Annotated in this window: 27 protein-coding genes; 12 read left to right on the top strand and 15 right to left on the bottom strand. The window is 32.5% G+C overall.

The window, feature by feature from the left end; all coding sequences use genetic code 11:
• Positions 1–189 precede the first annotated feature (189 nt).
• From ACODSB_RS05305 to ACODSB_RS05255, 11 genes are all read left to right on the top strand, one after another.
• Positions 190–786, top strand: coding sequence for a peroxiredoxin-like family protein (locus ACODSB_RS05305; protein WP_488936254.1), 597 nt, complete (start codon positions 190–192; stop codon positions 784–786).
• 7 nt (positions 787–793) lie between these two features.
• Complete coding sequence (locus tag ACODSB_RS05300) at positions 794–1,252, top strand: YHS domain-containing (seleno)protein (protein WP_488936253.1); 459 nt, start codon at positions 794–796, stop codon at positions 1,250–1,252.
• A gap of 9 nt (positions 1,253–1,261) precedes the next feature.
• The gene (locus ACODSB_RS05295; RefSeq protein ID WP_488936252.1) at positions 1,262–1,642 is read left to right on the top strand and encodes a DoxX family protein; all 381 of its coding nucleotides are present in this window, start codon (positions 1,262–1,264) and stop codon (positions 1,640–1,642) included.
• A 5-nt stretch (positions 1,643–1,647) separates the two neighbouring features.
• A complete protein-coding gene (locus ACODSB_RS05290) occupies positions 1,648–2,136 on the top strand; it encodes a DinB family protein (RefSeq protein WP_488936251.1) in 489 nt (162 codons plus the stop codon).
• Positions 2,124–2,834 (top strand): NRDE family protein, encoded by a 711-nt coding sequence (locus ACODSB_RS05285; protein ID WP_488936250.1) that lies wholly within the window; start codon positions 2,124–2,126, stop codon positions 2,832–2,834. The genes ACODSB_RS05290 and ACODSB_RS05285 overlap by 13 nt, the downstream gene beginning before the upstream one ends.
• An 11-nt stretch (positions 2,835–2,845) precedes the next feature.
• Positions 2,846–3,880: a D-alanine--D-alanine ligase gene (locus tag ACODSB_RS05280; RefSeq protein WP_488936249.1), complete on the top strand. Its 1,035-nt coding sequence runs from the start codon at positions 2,846–2,848 to the stop codon at positions 3,878–3,880.
• A 2-nt stretch (positions 3,881–3,882) separates the two neighbouring features.
• Complete coding sequence (locus tag ACODSB_RS05275) at positions 3,883–4,539, top strand: hypothetical protein (RefSeq protein ID WP_488936248.1); 657 nt, start codon at positions 3,883–3,885, stop codon at positions 4,537–4,539.
• Positions 4,540–4,566: 27 nt separating this feature from the next.
• On the top strand, positions 4,567–5,538 hold the full coding sequence (locus ACODSB_RS05270) for a M20/M25/M40 family metallo-hydrolase (protein WP_488936247.1): 972 nt from the start codon (positions 4,567–4,569) through the stop codon (positions 5,536–5,538).
• Positions 5,539–5,573: 35 nt separating this feature from the next.
• Entirely contained in the window at positions 5,574–6,251 is a 678-nt protein-coding gene (locus ACODSB_RS05265) for an SDR family NAD(P)-dependent oxidoreductase (protein WP_488936246.1), read from the top strand.
• A gap of 77 nt (positions 6,252–6,328) precedes the next feature.
• Complete coding sequence (locus ACODSB_RS05260; RefSeq protein ID WP_256636110.1) at positions 6,329–6,934, top strand: SprT-like domain-containing protein; 606 nt, start codon at positions 6,329–6,331, stop codon at positions 6,932–6,934.
• Between the two features lie 179 nt (positions 6,935–7,113).
• On the top strand, positions 7,114–7,704 hold the full coding sequence (locus ACODSB_RS05255; protein ID WP_488936245.1) for a hypothetical protein: 591 nt from the start codon (positions 7,114–7,116) through the stop codon (positions 7,702–7,704).
• 97 nt (positions 7,705–7,801) lie between these two features.
• Here the strand turns inward: ACODSB_RS05255 and ACODSB_RS05250 are convergent, their stop codons facing one another.
• From ACODSB_RS05250 to gcvP, 6 genes are all read right to left on the bottom strand, one after another.
• On the bottom strand, positions 7,802–8,563 hold the full coding sequence (locus ACODSB_RS05250) for an ABC transporter ATP-binding protein (protein WP_053470781.1): 762 nt from the start codon (positions 8,561–8,563) through the stop codon (positions 7,802–7,804).
• Positions 8,563–9,309 (bottom strand): MlaE family ABC transporter permease, encoded by a 747-nt coding sequence (locus ACODSB_RS05245; protein WP_053470782.1) that lies wholly within the window; start codon positions 9,307–9,309, stop codon positions 8,563–8,565. Before ACODSB_RS05245 ends, ACODSB_RS05250 begins: the two co-directional genes overlap by 1 nt.
• An 80-nt stretch (positions 9,310–9,389) precedes the next feature.
• The gene (locus ACODSB_RS05240; RefSeq protein WP_488936244.1) at positions 9,390–10,238 is read right to left on the bottom strand and encodes a glycosyltransferase family 2 protein; all 849 of its coding nucleotides are present in this window, start codon (positions 10,236–10,238) and stop codon (positions 9,390–9,392) included.
• A 127-nt stretch (positions 10,239–10,365) separates the two neighbouring features.
• The gene (locus ACODSB_RS05235; RefSeq protein ID WP_488936243.1) at positions 10,366–10,890 is read right to left on the bottom strand and encodes a methyltransferase; all 525 of its coding nucleotides are present in this window, start codon (positions 10,888–10,890) and stop codon (positions 10,366–10,368) included.
• A gap of 153 nt (positions 10,891–11,043) precedes the next feature.
• Complete coding sequence (locus tag ACODSB_RS05230) at positions 11,044–12,102, bottom strand: 3-oxoacyl-ACP synthase III family protein (RefSeq protein ID WP_488936242.1); 1,059 nt, start codon at positions 12,100–12,102, stop codon at positions 11,044–11,046.
• A 329-nt stretch (positions 12,103–12,431) separates the two neighbouring features.
• Positions 12,432–15,281, bottom strand: coding sequence for an aminomethyl-transferring glycine dehydrogenase (gcvP, locus tag ACODSB_RS05225; RefSeq protein ID WP_488936241.1), 2,850 nt, complete (start codon positions 15,279–15,281; stop codon positions 12,432–12,434).
• A gap of 211 nt (positions 15,282–15,492) precedes the next feature.
• Here gcvP and ACODSB_RS05220 point away from each other — a divergent pair, with 211 nt between their 5' ends.
• The gene (locus tag ACODSB_RS05220; RefSeq protein WP_488936240.1) at positions 15,493–16,299 is read left to right on the top strand and encodes a UbiA prenyltransferase family protein; all 807 of its coding nucleotides are present in this window, start codon (positions 15,493–15,495) and stop codon (positions 16,297–16,299) included.
• Between the two features lie 351 nt (positions 16,300–16,650).
• Here ACODSB_RS05220 and ACODSB_RS05215 read toward each other — a convergent pair whose 3' ends face one another.
• The 9 genes from ACODSB_RS05215 to ACODSB_RS05175 form a co-directional block, all read right to left on the bottom strand.
• Positions 16,651–17,046: a DUF1090 family protein gene (locus tag ACODSB_RS05215; RefSeq protein ID WP_488936239.1), complete on the bottom strand. Its 396-nt coding sequence runs from the start codon at positions 17,044–17,046 to the stop codon at positions 16,651–16,653.
• Positions 17,047–17,116: 70 nt separating this feature from the next.
• Positions 17,117–17,572 carry an SRPBCC family protein gene (locus ACODSB_RS05210; protein ID WP_488936238.1) on the bottom strand — a complete coding sequence of 152 codons (456 nt, stop codon included), beginning with the start codon at positions 17,570–17,572 and terminating at the stop codon, positions 17,117–17,119.
• Between the two features lie 181 nt (positions 17,573–17,753).
• Complete coding sequence (locus ACODSB_RS05205; RefSeq protein ID WP_488936237.1) at positions 17,754–18,659, bottom strand: TIGR01777 family oxidoreductase; 906 nt, start codon at positions 18,657–18,659, stop codon at positions 17,754–17,756.
• A gap of 117 nt (positions 18,660–18,776) precedes the next feature.
• A complete protein-coding gene (locus ACODSB_RS05200) occupies positions 18,777–19,559 on the bottom strand; it encodes a fatty acid desaturase family protein (protein ID WP_488936236.1) in 783 nt (260 codons plus the stop codon).
• A 65-nt stretch (positions 19,560–19,624) separates the two neighbouring features.
• Positions 19,625–20,011, bottom strand: a complete 387-nt coding sequence (locus tag ACODSB_RS05195; protein WP_053470792.1) for a hypothetical protein — start codon at positions 20,009–20,011, stop codon at positions 19,625–19,627.
• 5 nt (positions 20,012–20,016) lie between these two features.
• A complete protein-coding gene (locus ACODSB_RS05190) occupies positions 20,017–20,376 on the bottom strand; it encodes a hypothetical protein (protein WP_488936235.1) in 360 nt (119 codons plus the stop codon).
• A gap of 19 nt (positions 20,377–20,395) precedes the next feature.
• The gene (locus tag ACODSB_RS05185) at positions 20,396–21,133 is read right to left on the bottom strand and encodes a YqjF family protein (protein WP_488936234.1); all 738 of its coding nucleotides are present in this window, start codon (positions 21,131–21,133) and stop codon (positions 20,396–20,398) included.
• The gene (locus ACODSB_RS05180; RefSeq protein ID WP_488936233.1) at positions 21,130–21,480 is read right to left on the bottom strand and encodes a hypothetical protein; all 351 of its coding nucleotides are present in this window, start codon (positions 21,478–21,480) and stop codon (positions 21,130–21,132) included. The genes ACODSB_RS05185 and ACODSB_RS05180 overlap by 4 nt, the downstream gene beginning before the upstream one ends.
• A gap of 457 nt (positions 21,481–21,937) precedes the next feature.
• Complete coding sequence (locus ACODSB_RS05175) at positions 21,938–22,441, bottom strand: GbsR/MarR family transcriptional regulator (RefSeq protein ID WP_053470795.1); 504 nt, start codon at positions 22,439–22,441, stop codon at positions 21,938–21,940.
• Positions 22,442–22,810: the final 369 nt, after the last annotated feature.

Raw genomic sequence — 22,810 nt, 5'->3', positions numbered from 1 at the left:
TCTTTTGCGACACATTATACCTATGTTTCTATGTGTTAAATAATATTTTATGACCTAAGTGAGGCTAATAGATTAAGTATACACTCAATGAATTATAATTATTTTAAGCGAAGTGTAAATTAGACGACATTTTGCTTTTTCATAGTGCAATAATTTTACATCATCAAAAAGATGTAAAACCACTATACTATGAAAAAAATGCTTTTAATTTTTGTGGCAGCGCTAACCTCGGCTGCTCACGCGCAAAGCGAGATTCCTAAATCTGCGCTCGATATTGCTCCTTTATTAATAGGAGAAAAAATCCCGGAGTTTACTTTAAAAACTGCTGAGAATGCAGATGTAAACCTTTCAGAATTACTTAAAAAGAAAAAAACAGTTCTTGTTTTTTATCGCGGCGGCTGGTGTCCGTATTGCAATTTGCATTTACAGTCATTGGCTGGAGCCGAAAAACAAATTATCGACTTAGGTTATCAAATTATAGCCGTAAGTCCGGATTCTCCAGAAAATTTAAAAATCACAGAAGAAAAGGACAAAGTAAAATACACCTTACTTTCTGACTCAAAAGGAGAATTGATAAAAGCGGTAGGAATTGCTTATCAGGTTCCGGAAAACTACAAATCAGTAATTAACGTACATTCTAAAGGAATCAATACCAGTTTGCTGCCTGTTCCTTCTGTTTTTGTTGTTAATACTGAGGCCGATATCCTTTTTGAATATATCTCGCCAGATATTAAACAGCGCATTTCCACAGAATTATTAGTGTCAGTATTAAAAAACCTTAAATAAAACAAAGATGAAAAAGATAGTATTATTGTTATTGATTTTAGTTTCAGGCAGTTCATTTGCTCAAAATGATGCCAAAAGAGTTAGCCAGTATAATTTAGAAAATAAATTAGGGATTCAGGGTTATGATCCGGTTGGCTATTTTAATCAGGGAAAAGCAGTTAAAGGGAAAAAAGAAATTTCAACTTCATATCAGGGAGTGACTTATAATTTTTCATCAGCAGAAAATAAAAATGCGTTCTTGAAAAATCCATCAAAATATGAACCTCAATATGGCGGATGGTGTGCGTATGCAATGGGAAGTGAAGGAAAAAAAGTAGAAATTAATCCGGAGACTTTTAAAATCAGCGATGGAAAACTTTATCTGTTTTACAATGCTTATTTTAATAATACCCTAAAAAGCTGGAACCCGGATGAAGCAGAGTTAAAAGTGAAGGCTGATAATAACTGGAAAAAAATATACAAATAACCCAAAGCCATGAAAAACGAAATTATACAATGGATTTTGAGAATAACGGCTTCGGTAATTTTATTGCAAACCTTGTTTTTTAAATTCAGCGGAGCAGAAGAAAGTATTTATATTTTCTCGACTTTAGGTGTAGAACCTTACGGAAGAATTGGTTCTGCAATTACCGAATTGATTGCCGCAATTTTGATTTTAATTCCCAAAACAACATGGCTTGGCGCACTTGGCGCAGCCGGAATTATGATTGGCGCTATTCTGTCACATTTATTTGTTTTAGGAATTGAAGTTCAAAACGACGGCGGATTACTTTTTGCTTTAGCTGTTATTACGCTATTATGCAGTTTAGGTTTGCTTTATTTCAATAAGAACAAATTGTTTAATCTTCTAAATTAAAAGTTATGTTACTAAAATCAATACGTCGCAGTTTAGATGAGTTAACGGATTTATTAAATCAATTATCTGATAAAGATTATTCAAAATCTTGTCAGGCTTTAAGCAATGCCACAATTGGCGAGCACACAAGACATATTCTGGAAATGTTTCAATGTCTTCAAAATGGCTATGAATCGGGAATTATAAATTATGATAACCGCGAGAGAAATATCAGAATTCAAACGGAGACCGAATTTGCAAAACAATGCATTACCGAAATTAAAGCGGGTTTGCAAAGCGAGAATAAAATAATGTTTCTGGAGCAGTTTATTGACGGACTTAATATGAGAATTCAAAGTAATTATTACAGAGAATTGCTTTATAATCTGGAACACTGCGTGCATCATCAGGCTTTAATAAAAGTAGCTGTACTGAAATTTGAAAATATTTTAGTAGATGACAATTTTGGCGTAGCGCGCTCGACTATAGAATATAGAAAACAATGTGTACAGTAAGTTTTATTAATAATAACGGAGTTGCCATTATTACTTCAAACCGGGACGAAAAAGTAATTCGTCCCGGTGCTGTTGTGCCCAGAAATTATTGTCACAATGGTAAAAATATAATGTATCCAAAAGATTCAAAAGCGGGAGGAACCTGGTTTGCAATGGATGAAAACGGAACTGTTTTGTTTTTATTAAATGGCGGAATTACAAAACACATTCCGGTACTTCCGTATAGAAAAAGCCGTGGATTAATTGTTCTGGATATTATTGAAAAGGATTCACCAAAGGATTTTTGGAAACAAATTGATCTCCATAATATTGAACCTTTTACGCTGGTTCTGTATCAGGAAAAAATGTTGTATGAGTTGATTTGGGATGGTTTCAGTAAAAGAACGACAAAGCTGGATGAAACTCAAAACCACATTTGGTCATCGGTTACTTTATATCCTGAAGAAATTAGAAAAGAAAGAGCCAATTGGTTCTTTGATTTTGTAAAAGATAAAAATGAAATCTCGGCTCTGGATATGCTGGATTTTCATAAAAATACACACAGCGATGACACACAAAACGGTTTGATCATTAACAGAGAAAATATGATGAAAACCTTAAGTGTGACGCAAGTAGTGACAGAACAAAATAAAGGCGCAATGAAATATTACGATTTAATAAAAACAGAAGATTTTTCAACCTCTTTTATTCGAATTTAAAATGTAAACCTATGAAACTATTTTTTCACAAAGTAACCAATTGGGAATATTGGCCCTTTCAGGTTTTATACATTCCTATTTATTTTCTTTGGGCGTATTATGCAGTCAAAGCAAGATCAATTTTCTTCTTTAATGCCTCCAATCCCAAAATTAAAAATGGCGGTTTTATTATGGAAAGTAAAAAACAGATTTACGATTTACTGCCCAAAAAACATTATCCCAAAACAGTTTTGATTCGGGAGAAATCGGAGTTAAAAGATATTGTCAATTTATTGGTCGAAAAACAAATTTATTTTCCTTTAATCGCAAAACCAGATATTGGCTTGCGTGGTTCCGGCGTAAAGAAAATCAAAACAGTTTCTGAATTGACTGATTATGCGAGTAAAGCAAATTTTGATTTTTTACTGCAAGATCTTATTCCGTTTGAAAAAGAAGTCGGCATTTTTTACGTACGCCGTCCGCTTCAAAAAAACGGAAAAATTACAGGAATTGTTTCTAAAGAATTTTTGATCGTAACCGGTGACGGAAAATCTACAATTGAAGATTTAATCAAACAAACTCCCAGATTTGAATTGCAGTTTGAGGTTTTAAAAGAAGAATATGGAGAAGAATTGCAGCGAATTTTACCTAAAGATGAAACATTAAATTTAGTTCCGTTTGGCAATCATGCACGAGGTGCAAAATTTCTTGATGGCAGCGATTGGATTACACCAAAATTGACAAAGACAATTGATGAAATTGCAACTCAAATTCCGGGATTCTATTTCGGACGTTTTGATATCATGTATAACACATTTGAAGAATTAGAGCGAGGAGAAAATTTTCAAATTGTAGAACTTAACGGAGCCGCGAGCGAACCTACGCATATTTATGATCCCAAACATTCCGTATGGTTTGCCTGGAAAGAACTGGCAAGACATATTACGTATATGTATGAAATAAGTGTTGAAAACCATAAAATGGGAGTTCCATATTTAGATTACAAAGTAGGAATGCGCGAGTACAAACTGCATTTGGCGCAAAACAATAAAATCATGAATTTTTAAAAATGAAAAGTTTAAAAAATAGCTTAGTTGGATTTCTCGTGAGTTTTCTCGGATCAATTCCGTTAGGATATTTAAACCTTGTTGGCTTAGAAATTTATACCAAATCAGGACTTCATGATTTAGTTTTCTTTTTATTCGGAGTTATTGTAGTAGAAACTTTTGTTATTTATTTCACGCTGCTTTTTGCTAAACAACTCACTAACAATAAAAAATTAATGAAGATTATTGATTTTTTTGCGGTAGGATTTATGTTTGTTCTGGCCTTTGCTTTTTATTTCAATTTTAATCAGGAAACAAAATCAAACGGAATTTTACAGAACTATTTAATCTATTCTCCGTTTGTAATTGGGATTATTTTAAACTGTTTCAATTTTTTACAGCTTCCTTTTTGGGCGAGCTGGAATTTATATTTGCTTAACGGAAAGTACATTACCATCGAAAGAAAGTTAAAATATTATTATATTGCAGGAACTTTGATTGGTGTTTTTTTTGGGATGTTTAGTTTGATTGTAATTTTGCAGACTTTTTTTCAAAAAACGAATCATTTTTCAGAGTATATAATGCCGGTTTTTATTCCCGCTTTTTTCATAATTCTGGGAAGTATTCAGGTATTTAAAGTGTATAAAAAATATTTTAAATCAGCAGCTTTAGAAGTTTAAAAGCTAGAGTGCATCAAATTTTCGTTTATGAAAAAACTATACTTTCTACTTCCATTTGTTTTTATTGCCTGTAAAACGAGTACATCGACTGTCAATCAAAAAGAAACAAAACCAGAATCAACTGAGATCACATATAAAGTGGAAGAATCTGAAGTTTCTGATTTTTTAAAATATCTTTCTTCGGATGAATTAGAAGGACGTGAAACGGGAACAAAAGGAATAGAAAAAGCAGCAGTTTTTTTAGAAGATTTCTTTAAAAAGAATAATGTAAAACCGTATTTTGCTTCTTATCGAGATACCTTGACTAATTTTAAATCTCCGGCTTTTAATATTGTTGGCGTTTTAGAAGGAACAGATCCGGTTCTTAAAAACGAATATGTTGTTTTAAGCGCACACTACGATCATATCGGAATTGAAAAAAAGAAACAAGCTGATCAAATTTTTAATGGTGCCAATGATGATGCTTCGGGCGTAACGGCTGTGGCGCAATTGGCAAAATATTTCAGTAAAACCCATTCCAATAAAAGAAGTATTCTTTTTGTGTTTTTTGCCGGAGAAGAAAAAGGTCTTTTGGGATCAAAAAGTATGGCTCCGAAACTAAAAGCAAAGAACTTCAATTTATACACACAATTAAATATCGAAATGATTGGCGTTCCTATGAAACGTGATTATTTGGCTTACATTACAGGTTTTGATAAATCGAATATGGCCGAAAAAATAAATGAATATACTGGAAAAAAGACAATTGGTTTTTTACCAAAAGAAGCCGAATATAAATTGTTTTACAGATCTGATAATTATTCGTTTTTTGAAGCTTTCGGGAAACCGTGTCAATCGATAAGTACTTTTGATTTTGAAAATTTCGATTTTTACCACCACGTTTCAGATGAATTTAAAGTAATGGATATTCCGCACATGACGGCTTTTATTCAGGAGTTTTTACCAGCAGTAACTAAAATTGCAACAACTCCAACAGAAGAAATTACAATGAATAAATAACAGTCCATTATTTTGGTTTTGCTTATTTTTGCTGCATGAAAAATATTATTGTTACTGGAACGAGTAGAGGAATTGGATATGAATTAGCATTGCAGTTTGCCAATGCCGGAAATCAGGTTTTGGCGATTTCGAGAAAAATTCCAAAAATACTTTTAGAACATCAAAACGTAACCTGCTTATCAATTGATTTAGCAAATGAAACGGCGTTGCAGGAAGTAGAAAATTTTCTTTCTTCAACATGGAAAAAAGTCGATGCTGTAGTTCATAATGCTGGAGCTTTATTATTAAAGCCTTTTGCAGAAACCACACAAGCGGATTTTGAAAGTATTTATAAAGTAAATGTTTTTGCTGTAGCAAATCTTACCAGAATTTGTCTGCCGTATTTACAAAAAGGAAGCCACGTTGTAACAATAAGTTCAATTGGCGGTGTAAGAGGAAGTTTAAAATTTGCCGGATTAGCAGCTTACAGTTCAAGTAAAGGTGCAGTCATTACTTTAACCGAATTATTAGCAGAAGAATATAAAGAGAAAGGTATTTCATTTAATGTTTTAGCTTTGGGTTCGGTTCAAACAGAAATGCTGAATGAAGCTTTTCCAGGTTATCAAGCTCCAATTTCTGCGGAAGGAATGGCGACTTATATTTATGATTTTACATTGAATGGTAATAAATATTTTAATGGAAAAGTTTTAGAGGTTTCGTCAACTAATCCGTAATTGAAATTCCAATTTTTAAATTCCAAATTCCAATTGAAAAACAACTCATAACTCATACTTTATAATTCATAATTATTTTGAGCGATACATTAGCAAAATATATTCCGGAACATGCAGTAAAGCCTGTTTTTGATTTGATTGTAGCCAATCAGGTTCATCTTAAAATCGTAAATGAGCGTCAGACGCGTCATGGCGATTATAGGAGAGGGCCGAGCGGTAAACATGAAATTACGGTTAATGCGAGTTTAAATAAATACCGATTTTTGATTACACTGATTCATGAGATTTCCCATTTAGTTGCTTTTGAGAAATTTGGACGAAATATAAAACCTCACGGAAATGAATGGAAATATTCTTTTCAACGTTTAATGGTTCCGTTTATAAGACCAGAAATATTTCCGAGTCATTTACTGCCTTTGCTGGCGCGACATTTTAAAAATCCTTCGGCAAGTAGTGATACAGATACTACTTTATCTTTGGCACTAAAACAATATGATTTAACCAATGATAAGAACTATGTTTTTGAAATTCCCTACGGAAGTGTCTTCCGAATCAAAAATGGTAAAATATTCAAGAAAATAGCCGTTAGAACCAAACGTTTTGAATGTCTCGAAATAAGCTCAGGAAAGACCTATCTATTTAACCCAAATGCTGAGGTTGAACTTCTGCCTGGTAATCATTAGAATATAAAAATTCCAATATATTAAATTCCAAATTCCAATTTTATTAAGATTGGGATTTGGAATTTTTTTATTGAGATTTCCCCAATTTTATTGAATTTTAAAAACGGTTAGTTTTACGTATAAATAAGATATTCGATTTGTCTATATTTAGAAAATTATTTCATTCTTATAAATAGATTATGATAAAAAAACTACTTAAGATTATTTTTGTTTTAATGCTTTCCAATTCACTTTATGCACAAGAAACCAATGATTCAGAATTAAAACCCAAATCAAATCCCATTATTTATGTTGAGGCTTTTGGAGGTTTTGTCGGAATGAAACATTTTGGTCTTGCTGGCGGAGGCGAATTAAATTATCAATATAAGAAACATCTTTTTACTTTACGGTATTCGCATGAATCGGGATATGTAAAACAAGATAGTGTTTTTGCTTTCTCAAGTGTAGAAGACAATGATGAATATGCCATTTTATATGGAAAAAGATGGCTGACCAGAAATCATTCTTATAGTGTTTCTGCCGGAATAAGTTCTAATAATTTAAAGCTGTCTTTCAAAGATTCTGATGATAATTATTATTATCAATATAAAAGATTTGTTGGTGTGCCATTCGAAGCTAACTTTAAGTGGTTTGCACCTAAGAAAAGATCTAGTTTAATATTTAATGCATTAACTCCCAGTATTGGACTTAAGCTGTTTGGCAGCATATCTAAGAATAGTTTTGTGGGAGCAGGACTGGTAATTGGATTTGGATTACCAAAAGAATATTAAATCACATCAGAACTAAAATCTCAATATATTAAATTCCAAATTCCAATCTTAATAAAATTGGAATTTGGAATTTAATATATTGGAATTTAAAAAACTTCTAGCCTTTCAAATAAGCCTCACGTACTTTTTTAAACAAGTTTGAAGAATAAACAAATTTGACAATGTCTTTGTTGTCTGTTATGAATATTTCTTCTTTAGTTCCCTGCCACGCTTTTACACCTTTTTTAAGGAAAACGATATTCTCTCCAATTTCCATTACAGAGTTCATATCGTGCGTATTAATTACAGTTGTGATGTTGTATTCTTCTGTAATTTCCTTAATCAAATTATCAATCAAAGTTGAGGTATTTGGATCAAGACCAGAATTAGGTTCATCGCAAAACAAATACTTTGGATTATTTACAATCGCACGGGCAATCGCCACACGTTTCTGCATACCTCCAGAAATCTCAGAAGGAAGTTTTTTATGTGCATCAACCAAGTTTACTCTTTCTAAAACAAAATCAACGCGTTCTTTTATTTTAGCTTTATTATCGTTTGTGAACATCTTTAGAGGGAAAGCGACATTTTCTTCAACAGTCATTGAGTCAAATAAAGCACTTCCCTGAAAAACCATTCCAATTTCAGTTCTTAATTCTCTTTTTTCATCTGGATCTAATTCAGAATAAACTCTTCCGTCAAATTCAATTGTTCCAGAATCCGGGGTATGAATTCCTAGTAAAGTTTTTAATAAAACAGTTTTCCCAGATCCACTTTGTCCAATAATCAAGTTGGTTTTTCCAGTTTCAAAAACCGTCGAAACGCCTTTTAAAACTTTGCTGTCACCAAATGATTTTTCTATGTTTTTTACTTCGATCATTATCCTAATAATAATTGAGTTAATATATAATTAAAAAGAATAATACAAACCGATGTCCAAACAAATGACACCGTACTTGCTTTACCCACTTCTAATGCTCCACCTTTCATGTAATATCCGTGAAAAGATGGAATTGTAGCTAATAACATTGCAAAAATTAAAGTTTTAATGAAGGCATATGTAATGTGAAACGGAATAAATTCCATTTGAGCACCCTGAATAAAATCCTGACTGGTCGAAAATCCGCCGTATGCACAAGCAAGCCATCCGCCAAAAATTCCCAAAAACATACTAATCCCAATTACAAAAGGGTACATTAATAAAGCTACTATTTTAGGAAAAACAAGATAGTTTAGGGAATTAACTCCCATAACTTCTAAAGCATCGATTTGTTCTGTAACACGCATTGTCCCGATACTTGAAGTAATATAAGATCCCATTTTTCCGGCCATAATTACCGAAATAAAAGTAGGAGCAAACTCCAGGATTACAGATTGACGTGTAGCAAAACCAATTAAATATTTTGGGATTAAAGGATTAGTTAAGTTTAAAGCCGTTTGAATGGCTACAACTCCTCCAATAAAAAAAGATATAAAGCAAACGATTCCAAGAGAGTCAATAATTAAATCATCAATTTCTTTAAAAATCAAATTTTTCATAACAGGCCATTTGGTCTGTTTATTGAAAATTTCTTTAAGCATTAAAAAATATCTTCCTATTTGGGATAAATAACGAATTAGCATCATAAGTTTTACAAATATTGGCTAAATTAAGGATTAGTTTACAGTTTACCGTTTCACTTTACAGTTTTTTAAGTTTTAAAAAACTAGAAAAGCTTTTGTTTCATTTTTTGTAAACGGTAATTTCTAATAAATTTAGCTTGTTCAGAGGTAACTAATAAAGGAGTTTTAGCTTTTTTAGCTTTCAAAAATCCTTTGATATAATCTAAAAAGAGGAAAGGTTTTTTCTTCATCATCGCCAGTTTTGCCGAAGCAATTGCTGTGATCCAAAAACCATAACCTAAAGTATAAAAAGCTTCGCCTTGTTTATAACGAGCTGTTTTGTTGTAATTAGCGCCTGTTGGTTTTAAATGTTTTACATGTAAAGATTCATCGGTAACAATTTTCCAATCATAATATTTACAAAGTAATTCATCAACCGTGTCCCAGCCCATAGCAGGTTTTAAACCGCCAATTTGCTGATAAGTTTCTTTTCTATACGCTTTTAAAGCACCGCGAATATGATCTTTATCGGTTAGGTTTTCAAGAACCCATTCGCCGTTTTTGTCGATATAACAAAATCCGCCAACCATTCCGATTTTTGGATCAGATTCGAAATGTTTAATTATAGTTTCAAAATAATTAGAAGGAAAAATTAAATCCCCGTCTATTTTTACAATAATATCGTAATCCTGATCCAAAGTTTCAAAACCTTTCTGGAAAGCCTGAATTACTTTACTTCCCGGAAGGTGAATCGCATCTGAAGTTTTGTTTACAACAGAAATGAAAGGATTTTCCTTTGCAAAACTCAAAACAACTTCTTCTGTTTTATCAGTAGAATTGTCATTTACAACCACAACTTTTGATGGCAAAACAGTCTGTGAAACCAATGATTGTAAAGTCAGGCCAATTAAATCTTGCTCGTTGTGCGCGGGAATGACGATGTAATATTTCATTTTAAATTCCAATTTTTTAAAAATTCCAAATTCCAATTCTCGAGAATAAATCCCAATCTTCTAAAATTCCAAATTCCAATCTTACCGATATGGTTAAATTGGAATTTGGAATTTAAATATTGGATTTTTATTTTATTTTTTCAGCAACAACAAGATAATATCTTGGAGTGAAATATCTTAATAAGGGTCTCAATCCAAACTTTTTTACTGGGTGTGTAAACTGTAAACGGTCTGTTATTTTCCATCCCGTTTTTTCTAAAAGCCAGTCTAACTGCCAGTCTTCAAATTCATGATAATGTCTGTCCCACATATCAGTTTTAGAGCGATATGCCGGAGAAAACCATAAACGTAACGGAATTGAAATTAGCAATTTATCACATTTTACATTTTCTAAAATCGTGTATGGATTTAGTAAATGTTCGAAAATTTCAAATGCCGTAAAAACAGTATAGTCTTCTGTTTGTAAAGCCGTTTGATCGTTGTCTAAATCTTCGCCTTTTGTGTTTTTCACCGTATAACCATTTTCTTCCATTATTTTAGAAAACGGATTTGGAACACCAAAATCAAAAATGGTTTCTGATGTGCTAACGTGCTTTTGTAAAAACTCTAAGGTAAGTTTGAATCTCTTATTCGGAAATGTTTTTTCGTACATTTTTTATTTTTTATCAGCAAAGGCGCAAATATACTAAAAAAGTCCGCACTATTAAGATGCGGACTTTTTTAGTTTTCAGTCTCAGTCACAGTTTACAGTCTGTTAAACTGAATACTGTGACTGTAAACTGAGACTAGTGTCTATAAACTGAGACTAGTGTCTATAAACAAAAGCATTGATATTCATTCCGGCTCCTACAGAAGCAAAAATGATAACATCGCCTTTGTTGATTTCTTGATTTTCAATTTTTCCTTGTAGAATCAAATCGTATAAAGTTGGAACGGTTGCAACACTGCTGTTTCCTAAATCATGAATACTCATTGGCATAATATCTATAGGAGCCGTTTTATCGTATAATTTGTAGAAACGTTCGATAATCGCTTCGTCCATTTTTTCATTTGCCTGATGAATCAGGATTTTTTTCACATCGTCGATGGCAATTCCGCTTTGATCCAAACAGCTTTTCATTGCTAATGGAACGTTGCTCAAAGCAAATTCGTAGATTTTACGACCGTACATTTTGATGTATTTAATATCCGGATCTAAATCTGGATTGTATGATTTTCCGAAGAAAAGATAATTTGCTTCATCATTAGCATAAGTAGCACTTTCATAAGATAAAAGACCAGCTTCATCAGTAGAAGCTTCTAAGATAGAAACTCCGGCTCCATCAGAATAAATCATCGAATCACGATCGTGATCGTCAACAACTCTCGAAAGCGTTTCTGCACCAATTACCATAACTCTTTTTGCCATTCCAGATTTGATAAAAGCGTTTGCTTGTAAAACACCTTCAATCCAGCCCGGACATCCAAACAGAATATCATAAGCCACACATTTAGGATTTTTGATACCTAATTTGTTTTTAACACGAGTCGCTAAACTTGGCAAAATATCAGTTTGATGCGTTCCGGTTTTTACATCGCCAAAGTTGTGGGCAAAAATAATGTAGTCTAAAGTTTCGGCATCGATTCCTGCATTTGCAATTGCTTTTTCAGCTGCAAAAAAAGCTAAATCTGATGCTGTATATTGAGGTTCGGCATAACGGCGATTTTCAATTCCGGTAATCCCTTTAAATTTTTTTATTACGACTTCATTCGGGTAACCAAAAGGGGTTCCATCTTCATTCAAAAAAATATGCTTGTCAAAATCTGTGTTTTTTACTTCTAAATTAGGAATATAACTCCCAATGCCAATAATTTTTATTTTCATTTTTTCCCTTAATTATCCGATAAATTTCCTGCTAAAGTATAAATAAAAACATGATAACTATCATAAAAAATACTATGCATGCATATAATTATGAAATAACTATTTTTTGAATGATATAATGGTTATTTTCTAATGATTTTTTAATTTTTCCGAGATTTCAAACGATTGAAGTCAAAGTGGTAGTAAAAGTTTTTTTTGTTTCAAGTTTCTCCCAAGGCTTCGGGATCAGGTTTTTGTTTAGACTTGAAACCTGAAACTTGAAACAAAAACAAAACCCGACAAGTTTTCAAAACTTGTCGGGTTTGAATATTTATAAGAAAAATAATTTCTTAGTTTTCCATGTAAGCTTCGATAGGAGCACAGCTGCAAACTAAGTTTCTGTCACCGTAAGCATCATCTACACGACGAACTGATGGCCAGAATTTATTGTCAGCGATATATTCTAATGGATAAGCCGCTTTTTCTCTGGTATAAGGGAAATCCCAAGAATCAGTAGTTAACATTGCCAATGTGTGAGGTGCATTTTTCAATACATTGTTTTTATCATCAGCAGTTGCAGCTTCAATCTCTTTTCTGATTGAGATAAGAGCATCACAAAAACGATCTAATTCTGCTAAATCTTCAGATTCAGTTGGTTCGATCATTAAAGTTCCTGCTACAGGGAAAGAAACCGTAGGAGCGTGGAAACCATAATCCATTAAACGTTTTGCGATATCACCAACTTCAATTCCGTTTTCTTTAAACGAACGACAATCTAAAATCATTTCGTGAGCTGCTCTTCCGCATTCTCCAGTATAAAGAATTGGGTAGTGTCCTTCGAAACGAGATTTCATGTAGTTAGCATTCAAAATAGCGTGTTCAGTAGCGCTTTTTAATCCTTCAGCTCCCATCATTGTGATATAACCGTAAGAAATCAAACAAACTAAAGCCGATCCGTAAGGTGCAGATGAAATAGCTGTAATGGCTTGTTCGCCGCCTACTTTTAAGATTGGGTTTGTTGGCAAGAACGGAACTAATTTTTCGTTCACACAAATTGGTCCAACTCCAGGTCCACCGCCACCGTGAGGAATAGCGAATGTTTTGTGTAAGTTTAAGTGACAAACGTCAGCACCAATTGTAGCAGGATTTGTTAATCCAACTTGTGCGTTCATGTTTGCACCATCCATATATACTAATCCGCCATTATCGTGGATTAATTTTGTGATTTCGATAATTGAAGATTCGAAAACCCCGTGAGTAGAAGGATACGTTACCATTAAACAAGATAAATCATCTTTATGTTCAATTGCTTTTTCTCTTAAATCTTCTACGTCAATATTTCCTTCTGGAGTCGTTTTAGTAACAATGATTTTCATTCCGGCCATCGCTGCAGAAGCAGGATTTGTTCCGTGGGCTGATGATGGAATTAAACATACATTACGGTGACCTTCGTTTCTTGACAAATGGTAAGCACGAATCGCCATTAAACCTGCATATTCCCCCTGAGCTCCAGAGTTTGGTTGTAATGTTGTTCCTGCAAATCCGGTAATTACATTTAATTGCTGCTCTAATTTTTTAAGCATTGTGATGTAACCTTCTGCTTGCTCAACTGGTGCAAACGGGTGAATGCTGTTCCAGTTTGGCATTGATAAAGGCAGCATTTCAGAAGCTGCATTTAATTTCATCGTACAAGAACCTAATGAAATCATCGAATGATTCAACGATAAATCTTTACGCTCTAATTTTTTGATATAACGCATTAACTGACTTTCTGAATGATGATTATTGAAAACATCATGCGTTAAGAAAGATGATGTTCTTTCTAATGAAGCCGGTAATTGACTTGCAGTTGCTAATTCAGAAACAGTGAAAGTTTCTTTTCCTAAAGCCTCAGCAAAAATCGCAATAATTTGGTTGATGTCTGTAATTGAAGTTGTTTCGTTTAATGAAATAGAAACAGAGTCAGCATCAGGATAGAAGAAGTTTACTTCGTTTTTTTCAGCAACAGCTTTTACTTTTTGAGCGTCTGCTTTTACTAAAATAGTGTCAAAGTAAGCCGTGTTAGTTTGGAAAACTCCTAATTTATTTAAAGCTTCAGCAGTAGTAACCGCCGATGCGTGAACTTTGTTTGCAATATATTGTAATCCTTTTGGTCCGTGGTAAACTGCATACATTCCGGCCATAACCGCTAATAAAACCTGAGCTGTACAAATATTTGAAGTTGCTTTTTCACGTTTAATGTGCTGCTCACGAGTTCCTAAAGCCATACGTAAAGCGCGGTTTCCATTTACATCAATAGAAACTCCAATAATACGACCTGGCATAGATCGTTTATATTCGTCTTTAGTCGCAAAAAATGCAGCGTGAGGACCACCGTAACCCATTGGTACACCAAAACGTTGTGAAGTTCCAACCACTACAGCAGCTCCCATTTCTCCAGGAGAAGTTAAAGCAGCAAGTGATAAAATATCGGCAGCAAAGGCAACTTTGATTTCATTTTCTTTTGCTTTAGCAACAAAAGCGCTGTAATCGTTTACCTGACCATATTTTCCCGGATATTGTAAAATCGCTCCAAAAAACTCAGTTGAAAAATCAAAAGTTTCATGGTTTCCAACAACTAATTCAATTCCAATAGGAGTTGAACGTGTTTGCAGTACCGATAATGTTTGTGGTAAAATTTCTTCAGAAACGAAGAATTTGTGTGTATTGTTTTTCTTTTGATCTCTCGTACGGACATCAAAAAGTAAAGCCATAGCTTCTGCAGCAGCAGTACCTTCATCTAATAAAGAAGCATTTGCAATTTCCATTCCTGTTAATTCGATAACAGTAGTCTGGAAATTTAAGATAGCCTCTAAACGACCTTGAGCAATTTCTGCCTGATAAGGTGTATAAGCTGTATACCATCCCGGGTTTTCGAAGATATTTCTTTGAATTGGCGCAGGAACGATAGTTGGATGATAACCCAAACCAATATACGATTTGAATACTTTATTTTTCTTTCCTAATTCCTGAATATGATTTGCAAATTCGTATTCCGTCATTGCAGGATCTAAATTCAAAGGCGCTTTTAAACGAATATCGTCCGGAAGGGTTTCGTAAACAAGTTGTTCGATCGAGTCAACACCAATGGTTTGTAACATGTGTTGAAGATCTGTTTCTCTTGGACCAATGTGTCTTAAAGCAAAAGCATCTGTTTTCATCTGTAGCAGTCTATTTTTTAAAGATCAAAAGTAATTTCCCGAGTGTTTCTATGCGATTTCACAAGGTTTATTACATTTTATAGTAAATGTGTTGTTTTTTTGTGGCGCAAAATTAAGTATTATTAATAATTTAATGGGTATTTTTAACTTCAATTTTTATCAAATTTATAACTAAAGAGTTGATTTGTTACCAATTGATTAGATTTGAGGCATGAAACTTCTAAAACAAATATTAGATTTTTATTTAAACAGCAGTATTCACGTGGCTTTATCGTGTTATGCTTTGGTTCGGATTACTTTTCATTTCTTTCATATTCAGTATGATGAACCTATGGCATTGTTTGTTTTTTTCGGAACAATTGTAGGATATAATTTTGTAAAATATGATGCTTTGGTTCGGGTGAAAAGAAAACCGGTTGGGATTCATTTAAAAATTATTGCTGTTTTAAGTTTCATTTCGGTGATTTTAGTTGGCTATTATTTTTTCCATTTAAAAAGAATTACACAAATTGTTTCCGTAGTAATTTTTGCTATAACGGCACTTTATACTTTACCATTTTTCCCAAACAGAAAAAATGCCCGAAACTGGGCGGGAGTAAAAATCTACATTGTAGCACTTTGTTGGGTAGGAGCGACTTTGGTTTTGCCGTATATAAATGCCGAAATTCCGTTTACAGCCAATTTTTTTATAAAATGCATTCAGCGTTTTGTTTTGGTTTTTGTGCTGATTTTAGTTTTTGAGATTCTGGATTTAGCAAATGATGATCCGCATTTACAAACCGTTCCGCAAACCATTGGCGTAAAACGAACTAAGATTTTAGGATTTTCACTTTTGGTCCCGTTTTGGGTTTTAGGAATTTTGTCTTTTACACTTCATGATCTTATTATCAACCTGATAATGGTTTTGACTTTGATGTTGTTTATTTTGTTTGCCAATACAAATCGATCTAAATATTATACTTCTTTTTGGGTCGAAAGTGTGCCCATCTTTTGGTGGCTGATGATTGCGTTTTTATAAATAAGGCATTCAAGTTTCTAAATGATTTGGGCGTGTCCCTTCGGGTCGGGCTTTCGGCTAAATTCCCGATTAACAAAAACTACGGCTGAAAAAGCCTTGTTTTTCTAAATCGGGAGATACCGCCTCTATCCCTCACGCAAACCGTACAATGAGAAAATTCATTTTTAAAAGAAGATTTGTTGCCATAATCTTGTCATTTCGACGAAGGAGAAATCTCCGCGAGAAGCTCGACAAAGATTGGATTCTCGTTGCGGAGTTACTTGTGGATATTTCTCCTTCGTCGAAATGACAAGATTGCGTTTAAATATTGGGCTTTGCCAAATTAATTTAAAATCTTCGAGAGCGAAAAATCTATTTCGTTTTTTGTTCAGCAAGCGCTTTATTTAATTCAACTTTAGCTTCATTTAGTTTCTTTCTTTTTTTGTCGATTTTTTCTTTGCTTTCTTTGTCTTTAATCGCTTCGTTCAAATCGGCAGTTCTTTCGTTTACTTTTTGCTGTTTCTCTTTTACTTTTTTGTCCAGATCTTTATTGACTGTTTTTGTGGTACAGTTTTTCTTAGTCTGCGCGATAGCATCTTCAACACCTTTTATCTGGTTTTGATTTCCTGCTTTTTTAGCAGCGGTTAATTTTGTATTTAACTCACATAATTTTCGTTCGCAGCCTTTTAAAGATGTACAATTGCTTTGCGAAAATCCAATAAAAGAAACAGTAAAAAGAAGTACAGTTAATATCGTTTTTAATTTCATAAGTATGTTTTTGATTAATTTATCTGAATCATTCACAAATGAATTACTTAATAAAAGTAAGAAAATTATCTTAACTAAGTTTTTCCGAAACTTCTTTCAGAACCTTATTTCTTTCCAAAAGAAAATTAGTCATATGTTTTTCTAAAAATAAAATATCAAAAAGTTCTCCGAAAATCCCAAACGGAGTTTCGTACTGTAATACATCTTTCATGATTGTTACGCCATTTTGTTCCTCAAAAATATGTTCATGTCTGAAAGATTTGAATTTTCCTTCTTCCATTTCATCCACAAAATAATCATAGAAATCCATTACGGGAATTCGGGTTTTGTGTGTAAGATAAAATCCGAAATGTTTGCCACGCCAGGTTACCGTTTCGTTTAAATTTATTAAACCAGAAGTTACACCGGCAATTGCTTTTTCTTTTGTGGGACTTGCAGATTGTTGGTGAATATCAATATTTCGTGAAGCATCAAAAACGATTTGTTTTGGTGCTTTTATTTTTGTTGTGAGGTGTATTGTTGTCATGATTTGTTAGGTTTAAGTTTTTTTTGCACAATCTTGTCATTTCGACGAAGGAGAAATCTTCGCAAGTAACTCCACTATGTGAATCCAATCTTTGTCGAGCTTCTCGTGGAGATTTACTTCGTCTGTTCGCTATCGCTCGAGTCTCCTTCGTCGAAATGACAAAATTGTCTGAATTTGGGATTTATATTAAATTTTCAAAAGCATTATCAATATCTCCAAACTTAAATTGGAATCCATTTTCCAAAAGCCTTTTCGGAATCACATTTCTACTTTTTAAAACGAGTTCTGTTTCTGTTCGAATAAAAAATGCTCCAATTTCTAGAAAGAATTTGTTAAGCGGAATTCCAAAAGGAAAACCAACAGCTTTTCGAAGTTTCTGCATAAAATCAACATTTCGAATAGGTTCGGGAGAAACCACATTTATAACGCCTGTAATTTCTTTTTGAATAATAAGATCAACCGCATTCGCAAAATCTTCTTCATGAATCCAGCTTACAAATTGATTTCCTTTTCCTTGTTTTCCTCCAAAACCAATTTTAGCCAAAGTTTTCAACGGAATTAAAGCACCGCCATTTTTGCCTAAAACAATTGAAGTTCGCAAAGCCGTTTTTAAGGTATTGGGAGTTTCTGTTTTAAAGAATGCTTTTTCCCAGGAAAGCGCAACATTTATAGAAAAATCATTCCCAATTTCGCCATCAACTTCATCCATTTGTTTGTCTAAAGAAAAACGATAGATTGTTGCTGTTGAAGAATTCAGCCAATGTTTCGGCGGATTTTTGCAATTCAAAACAGCTTTGTTTAAAATCTTGGTACTTTCAATTCTAGACCAAAGAATTTCTTTTTTATTCTCTTTAGTATAACGACAATCAACAGATTTTCCGGCGAGATTAATTAAAACCGTCGCATTCTCCAATTCATTTTCCCAACCAGATAAAGTTCTGGCATTCCAGTTTATATATTTAATTCCATCAATTGTCTGAGATTTTCCTCGGGTCAGAATTACAATTTCTTCAAATTTATCTTTAAAATGATTGACTAAAACTTGTCCGAGAAAACCTGTTCCGGCTGCGATTATGAGTTTTTTCATTGGGTGTAGATTTTTTGCCACTAATTGCACGAATTTTTACTAATTTTTTTGGAAATGTTTTTGTTGAATATTAATTCGTGAAAATTCGTGCAATTATTAGCAAACTATATTTTACAATTAAAAAGTATTCTTTTTTTCAATATCTGGAAATACATTATCAATTCTTTTTGCCAGTTCTGGTAATTTAATTGTTGGAACTGCCGGAAATAAATGATGTTCTAAATGATAAAACATGCTGAACGTAATTTTGTTTTTCCAGCCTTCTCGTTGTGTTCTGGCAAATTCCGGAGAATCTTCTGTATCATGATGCACGGTCCAGACAGCAAAGAAAGCCATTAAAAATTCGGCGAAGATCATTATAATAAAATGATAGATCAGGAAATGAATTTGAAAATAGAAAATTATAAAGGTTACTACAGCAATTGAAACAAGCTCTAAGATTACATTTTTAACATAATTTCTATTTCCTTTCTGCAATGTTACTTTATGAATCAAAAACATATGAATTGGTCCATAAAGAATAGCGCCGTACCAAGTCATTTTAGCTGATTTTCCTTCGTAATCTTCATCAGATAAACAATATTTATGATGTCGTATATGATTGAATTTAACGGCATGAATTGAAACCATCAACAAAATACTGTTTGAATAAAGCGTAAACCAGGTTAAAAATTTATTTGTTCCTAATGAATTGTGAAAACCATTATGTACTTGTCTTAATCCGGCTAGAAAGAAAAAAGCTGAAAAAGGAATCGCTGCTAAATAATATCCAAAATAAGCAAGCGTCATAGAAACTAGAAACCACGGAATTGTCAAGTTGTTTTCAATTAGCATTTCTTTAAGGCTAAGCGTTTTCAAATCTTTCCATTGCACTTTTTTGAGTATTTCCTGATGTGTCATTTTTTATGATTTAAGGTTTTCTTTAAACCTAACAGATTTTTAAGTCTGTTAGGTTTGATTTGAAGTTAAGCTTTAAAGACCAATCTTTCTTCTCTTTGAGCTTCTTTGGCTTTTCGTTTTCCTCTAAAAAAGAAATACAAATTGAAGAATAACATGATGCCAAGATAAATAGAAAAACCGCCAATTTTATAACTTAAGTTTTCAATTAATTCCTGATAACTGTCTCTATATAATTGCATTTCTAAGATCATTAAGGCAAAACCAATGTTTAAAAGATAAAATCCGGTTTCAAAAAGTTTGTTAGTTGCCTCAGCAATTTCTTCCCGGCCTTTAAAGATGTCAAGCATAAAGATTTTTCCATTTTTAAAAAGCGTTTTAGAAACGTAATAAGTTAGAAATAAAGCGACTGGTAAATAAATACTGTAACCGATTAAGATTTTTGTAGTTTCCATAATATTTAGTTTTTGTTGTTATGAATTAGTTTTTGAATGTATTTTGTTATAATTAAAATGTTGAGGTAATGCAGAATTGAAATAATAAAAATTATGACAGCTGTTTTTATGCAGATAGTTTCAATCAATTGTGTTGATGAAATAATTTTCTGCCAGGAAATTAAAGTCATAGCACAATAACCAATATTTAAAAGGTAATAAGCTAAAAGCAAAATCTGATTAATTTTTTGGCAAATGTCAGCATGATTCGGGATTAAATCTGCCACATAAATATTTCCGTTTCTGTAGCAGACTTTTCCAACTTTTAGAATGATGAAAGTCGTAATGCTGAGATATATTAAATATCCAATGATGTTGAAATTCATGACTGGTTTTGTTTATGGGTTAATACATTTCTTCTAAAACTGGAATTGCTTGTAGCTTTCTCTTATTTTTAACTGTAATTTTTGAGCCTTTAGCCATGAAAACTGAAGTTGGCTGCATGTACTGAAGAAATGTAAAATCGTTTCCATAAGTTTTTTCAAAATCAATATCAATTGTATGATTTAAAACTTCCAATTGCTCCCATCTTGGATGAGTGACTTCATATTCAAAAGCTATTTCTTCATCAATTTTTGTATATCCAAAATAATGTTCTGTTATAAATTCAGCTTCAGAATCAACTTCAATTTGAGTTAAGGCATTTTTAGTTTCCAGTTGAATTGTATTACATTTTTGATTATTCTTCCATTGATAAATAAAAGTATTAGTATTCTCATTCTCAATAATTTCATGTCTCATTTTTTGAGTTTCATAATGTTCCTGATACAAAGTATTAGCGATAAAAGTTATGGCGCTTTTAGGAACAATCTCTTTAATGAAAACTACACCGCGTTTCCATTCGCCATTTTCAAAGCGTTTTACATAAAATCTTAAATTAACTTCTTCAAAATCTACATGAAACGGAACTTTCAATCCTAAAACCTTTGTGTTTCTAAACATAAAACTAACTAAGCTTACATAACATTTGTTATTCCAGATATCAATCTCAGTTCCAGCGGGAAGATATTTTTCTAATATTTCAGCATCAACTTCATAATTGAAAAGTGCTAAATTTTTCCATTCTGCTTTTAAGAAGTTCATTTGTGTGCTTTTTTATAAATTATTATTGAAAGGTATAATGCGAGGACAGCTGGCATTCCAAATATGAAATGTTTTTTAAAAAAGTAATCGGGTAAAAAAGGGTTGATAATAAATAAGGTTATAAAATAGAAAATAACTCCGTATACATATAATTGAAGATTTCTATCTCTTGGCTCATCGGCAAGCATACTTCCTCCAATTGCAACCTGAAATAATCCTGTCAAAATGCTCAAAAGCAATCCATATACAAAGAGGCCAGAAAGAGGGGAATTATCTAAAAGACCAATCAGGATTAAAATAGCTGGAACTCCGGTAAAAAAATAATTAAGGTGATTTATTGCTTTCATGGTTATGGATAGTTTTTAAGTTTGATGAAAAAAGAATTTTGAGAAATTTCAGATCACAGATCCTAAATCTTCGCATTTAATTAGTATTCTATAAAAATAAATGGCAGTAATATTCGGAATTAGAGTTACAAAAACAACTTGTAAAAAATCATTCCACATTATGAAATTAAAAAATGAGAAAAGAATGATCGCATTTAGAATCGTAACTGTCCAATATATTTTTATTTGTTTTTTAATTTTATAGTTCTTTGGTTTTGAAAATATTTCAATACTTAAAAAAATTGCTGAAATTAATTGTATTATTAATAAAAATGCTTGTCCGGCAAAACGTAAATAACATGTTAAATAGAAAAGAAAACAGATTATTAGGGCAAATTTGTTTATGCTTTTTGTTGGTATCATAGTTATTGATTGTTTTAAACTTTCAGAAAAAAATGAAAGTTTTGATTAAATTTTTTTACTTCATCATTTTTATAACTAATTTCCCTAACCAGTTTTCATTGAATTCAGTCATTTTATCTAACATATTATCTGCCTTTAAAACGAAATCGTATAATTTGGAAGTTTGATCCACAAAGTGTTTTTCTTCTGCAGAATCTTTTGCTTCAATTGTCGAAACTTCTTTTAAGATTTTAAGAGCAGGTTTGATTTCTCTTTTGCTTCTTTCTCTGGAGATTTTTGCTGCTAATTCATCTAAATCTTTTTCGGCAGTAAAAAATTCTCTTCTTTCTCCTGCTTTAAATTCTTTATATACAATTCCCCAATCCATTAATCCTCTCAGGTTCATGCTTGCATTTCCGCGTGAAATCTGCAGTTCTTCCATTATGTCTTCCATAGAAACAGCTTCGTTTGAGATCATTAATAAAGCGTGGATTTGTGCCATCGTTTTATTAATTCCCCATTGAGAACCTAAAGCTCCCCAGGTTTGTACAAACTTATTTTTTGCTTCTTTGAATTCCATAGATCAAAAGTAATTAAAAGTTTTTAAACTTTCAAAAATAATTGAAAGTTTATTTTCGATTATTTTTTTATTCTTTTTTAGACTAAATAAAAACGTGTTTCATGTATTGATTTTAATTAATTGATAACCAATATTCTCTGTTCTGCGGCAATTTTTTTATTTGGCTAATACATCTGCAATAATTTTGAAATCAGAAAAAAATAAGCTAGCAATCTTTTTTTCAAAGCTTGTTTCAAGTTGAAAAGAATAAATTTTATGACATTCTCCCTGAAACAGCAAATCAAACAAAATCACTAAGTGAAGCTGTCTCGCACAGAAAAAAAGCGGCTGCGTAAACCGAAAAGCAGAAATAGAGTAGGTCATAAAATT

Source organism: Flavobacterium sp. FG68 (assembly GCF_057808895.1).
Note: the sequence above shows the minus strand (reverse complement) of the source record. Positions and strands in the feature narration are given on the sequence as shown.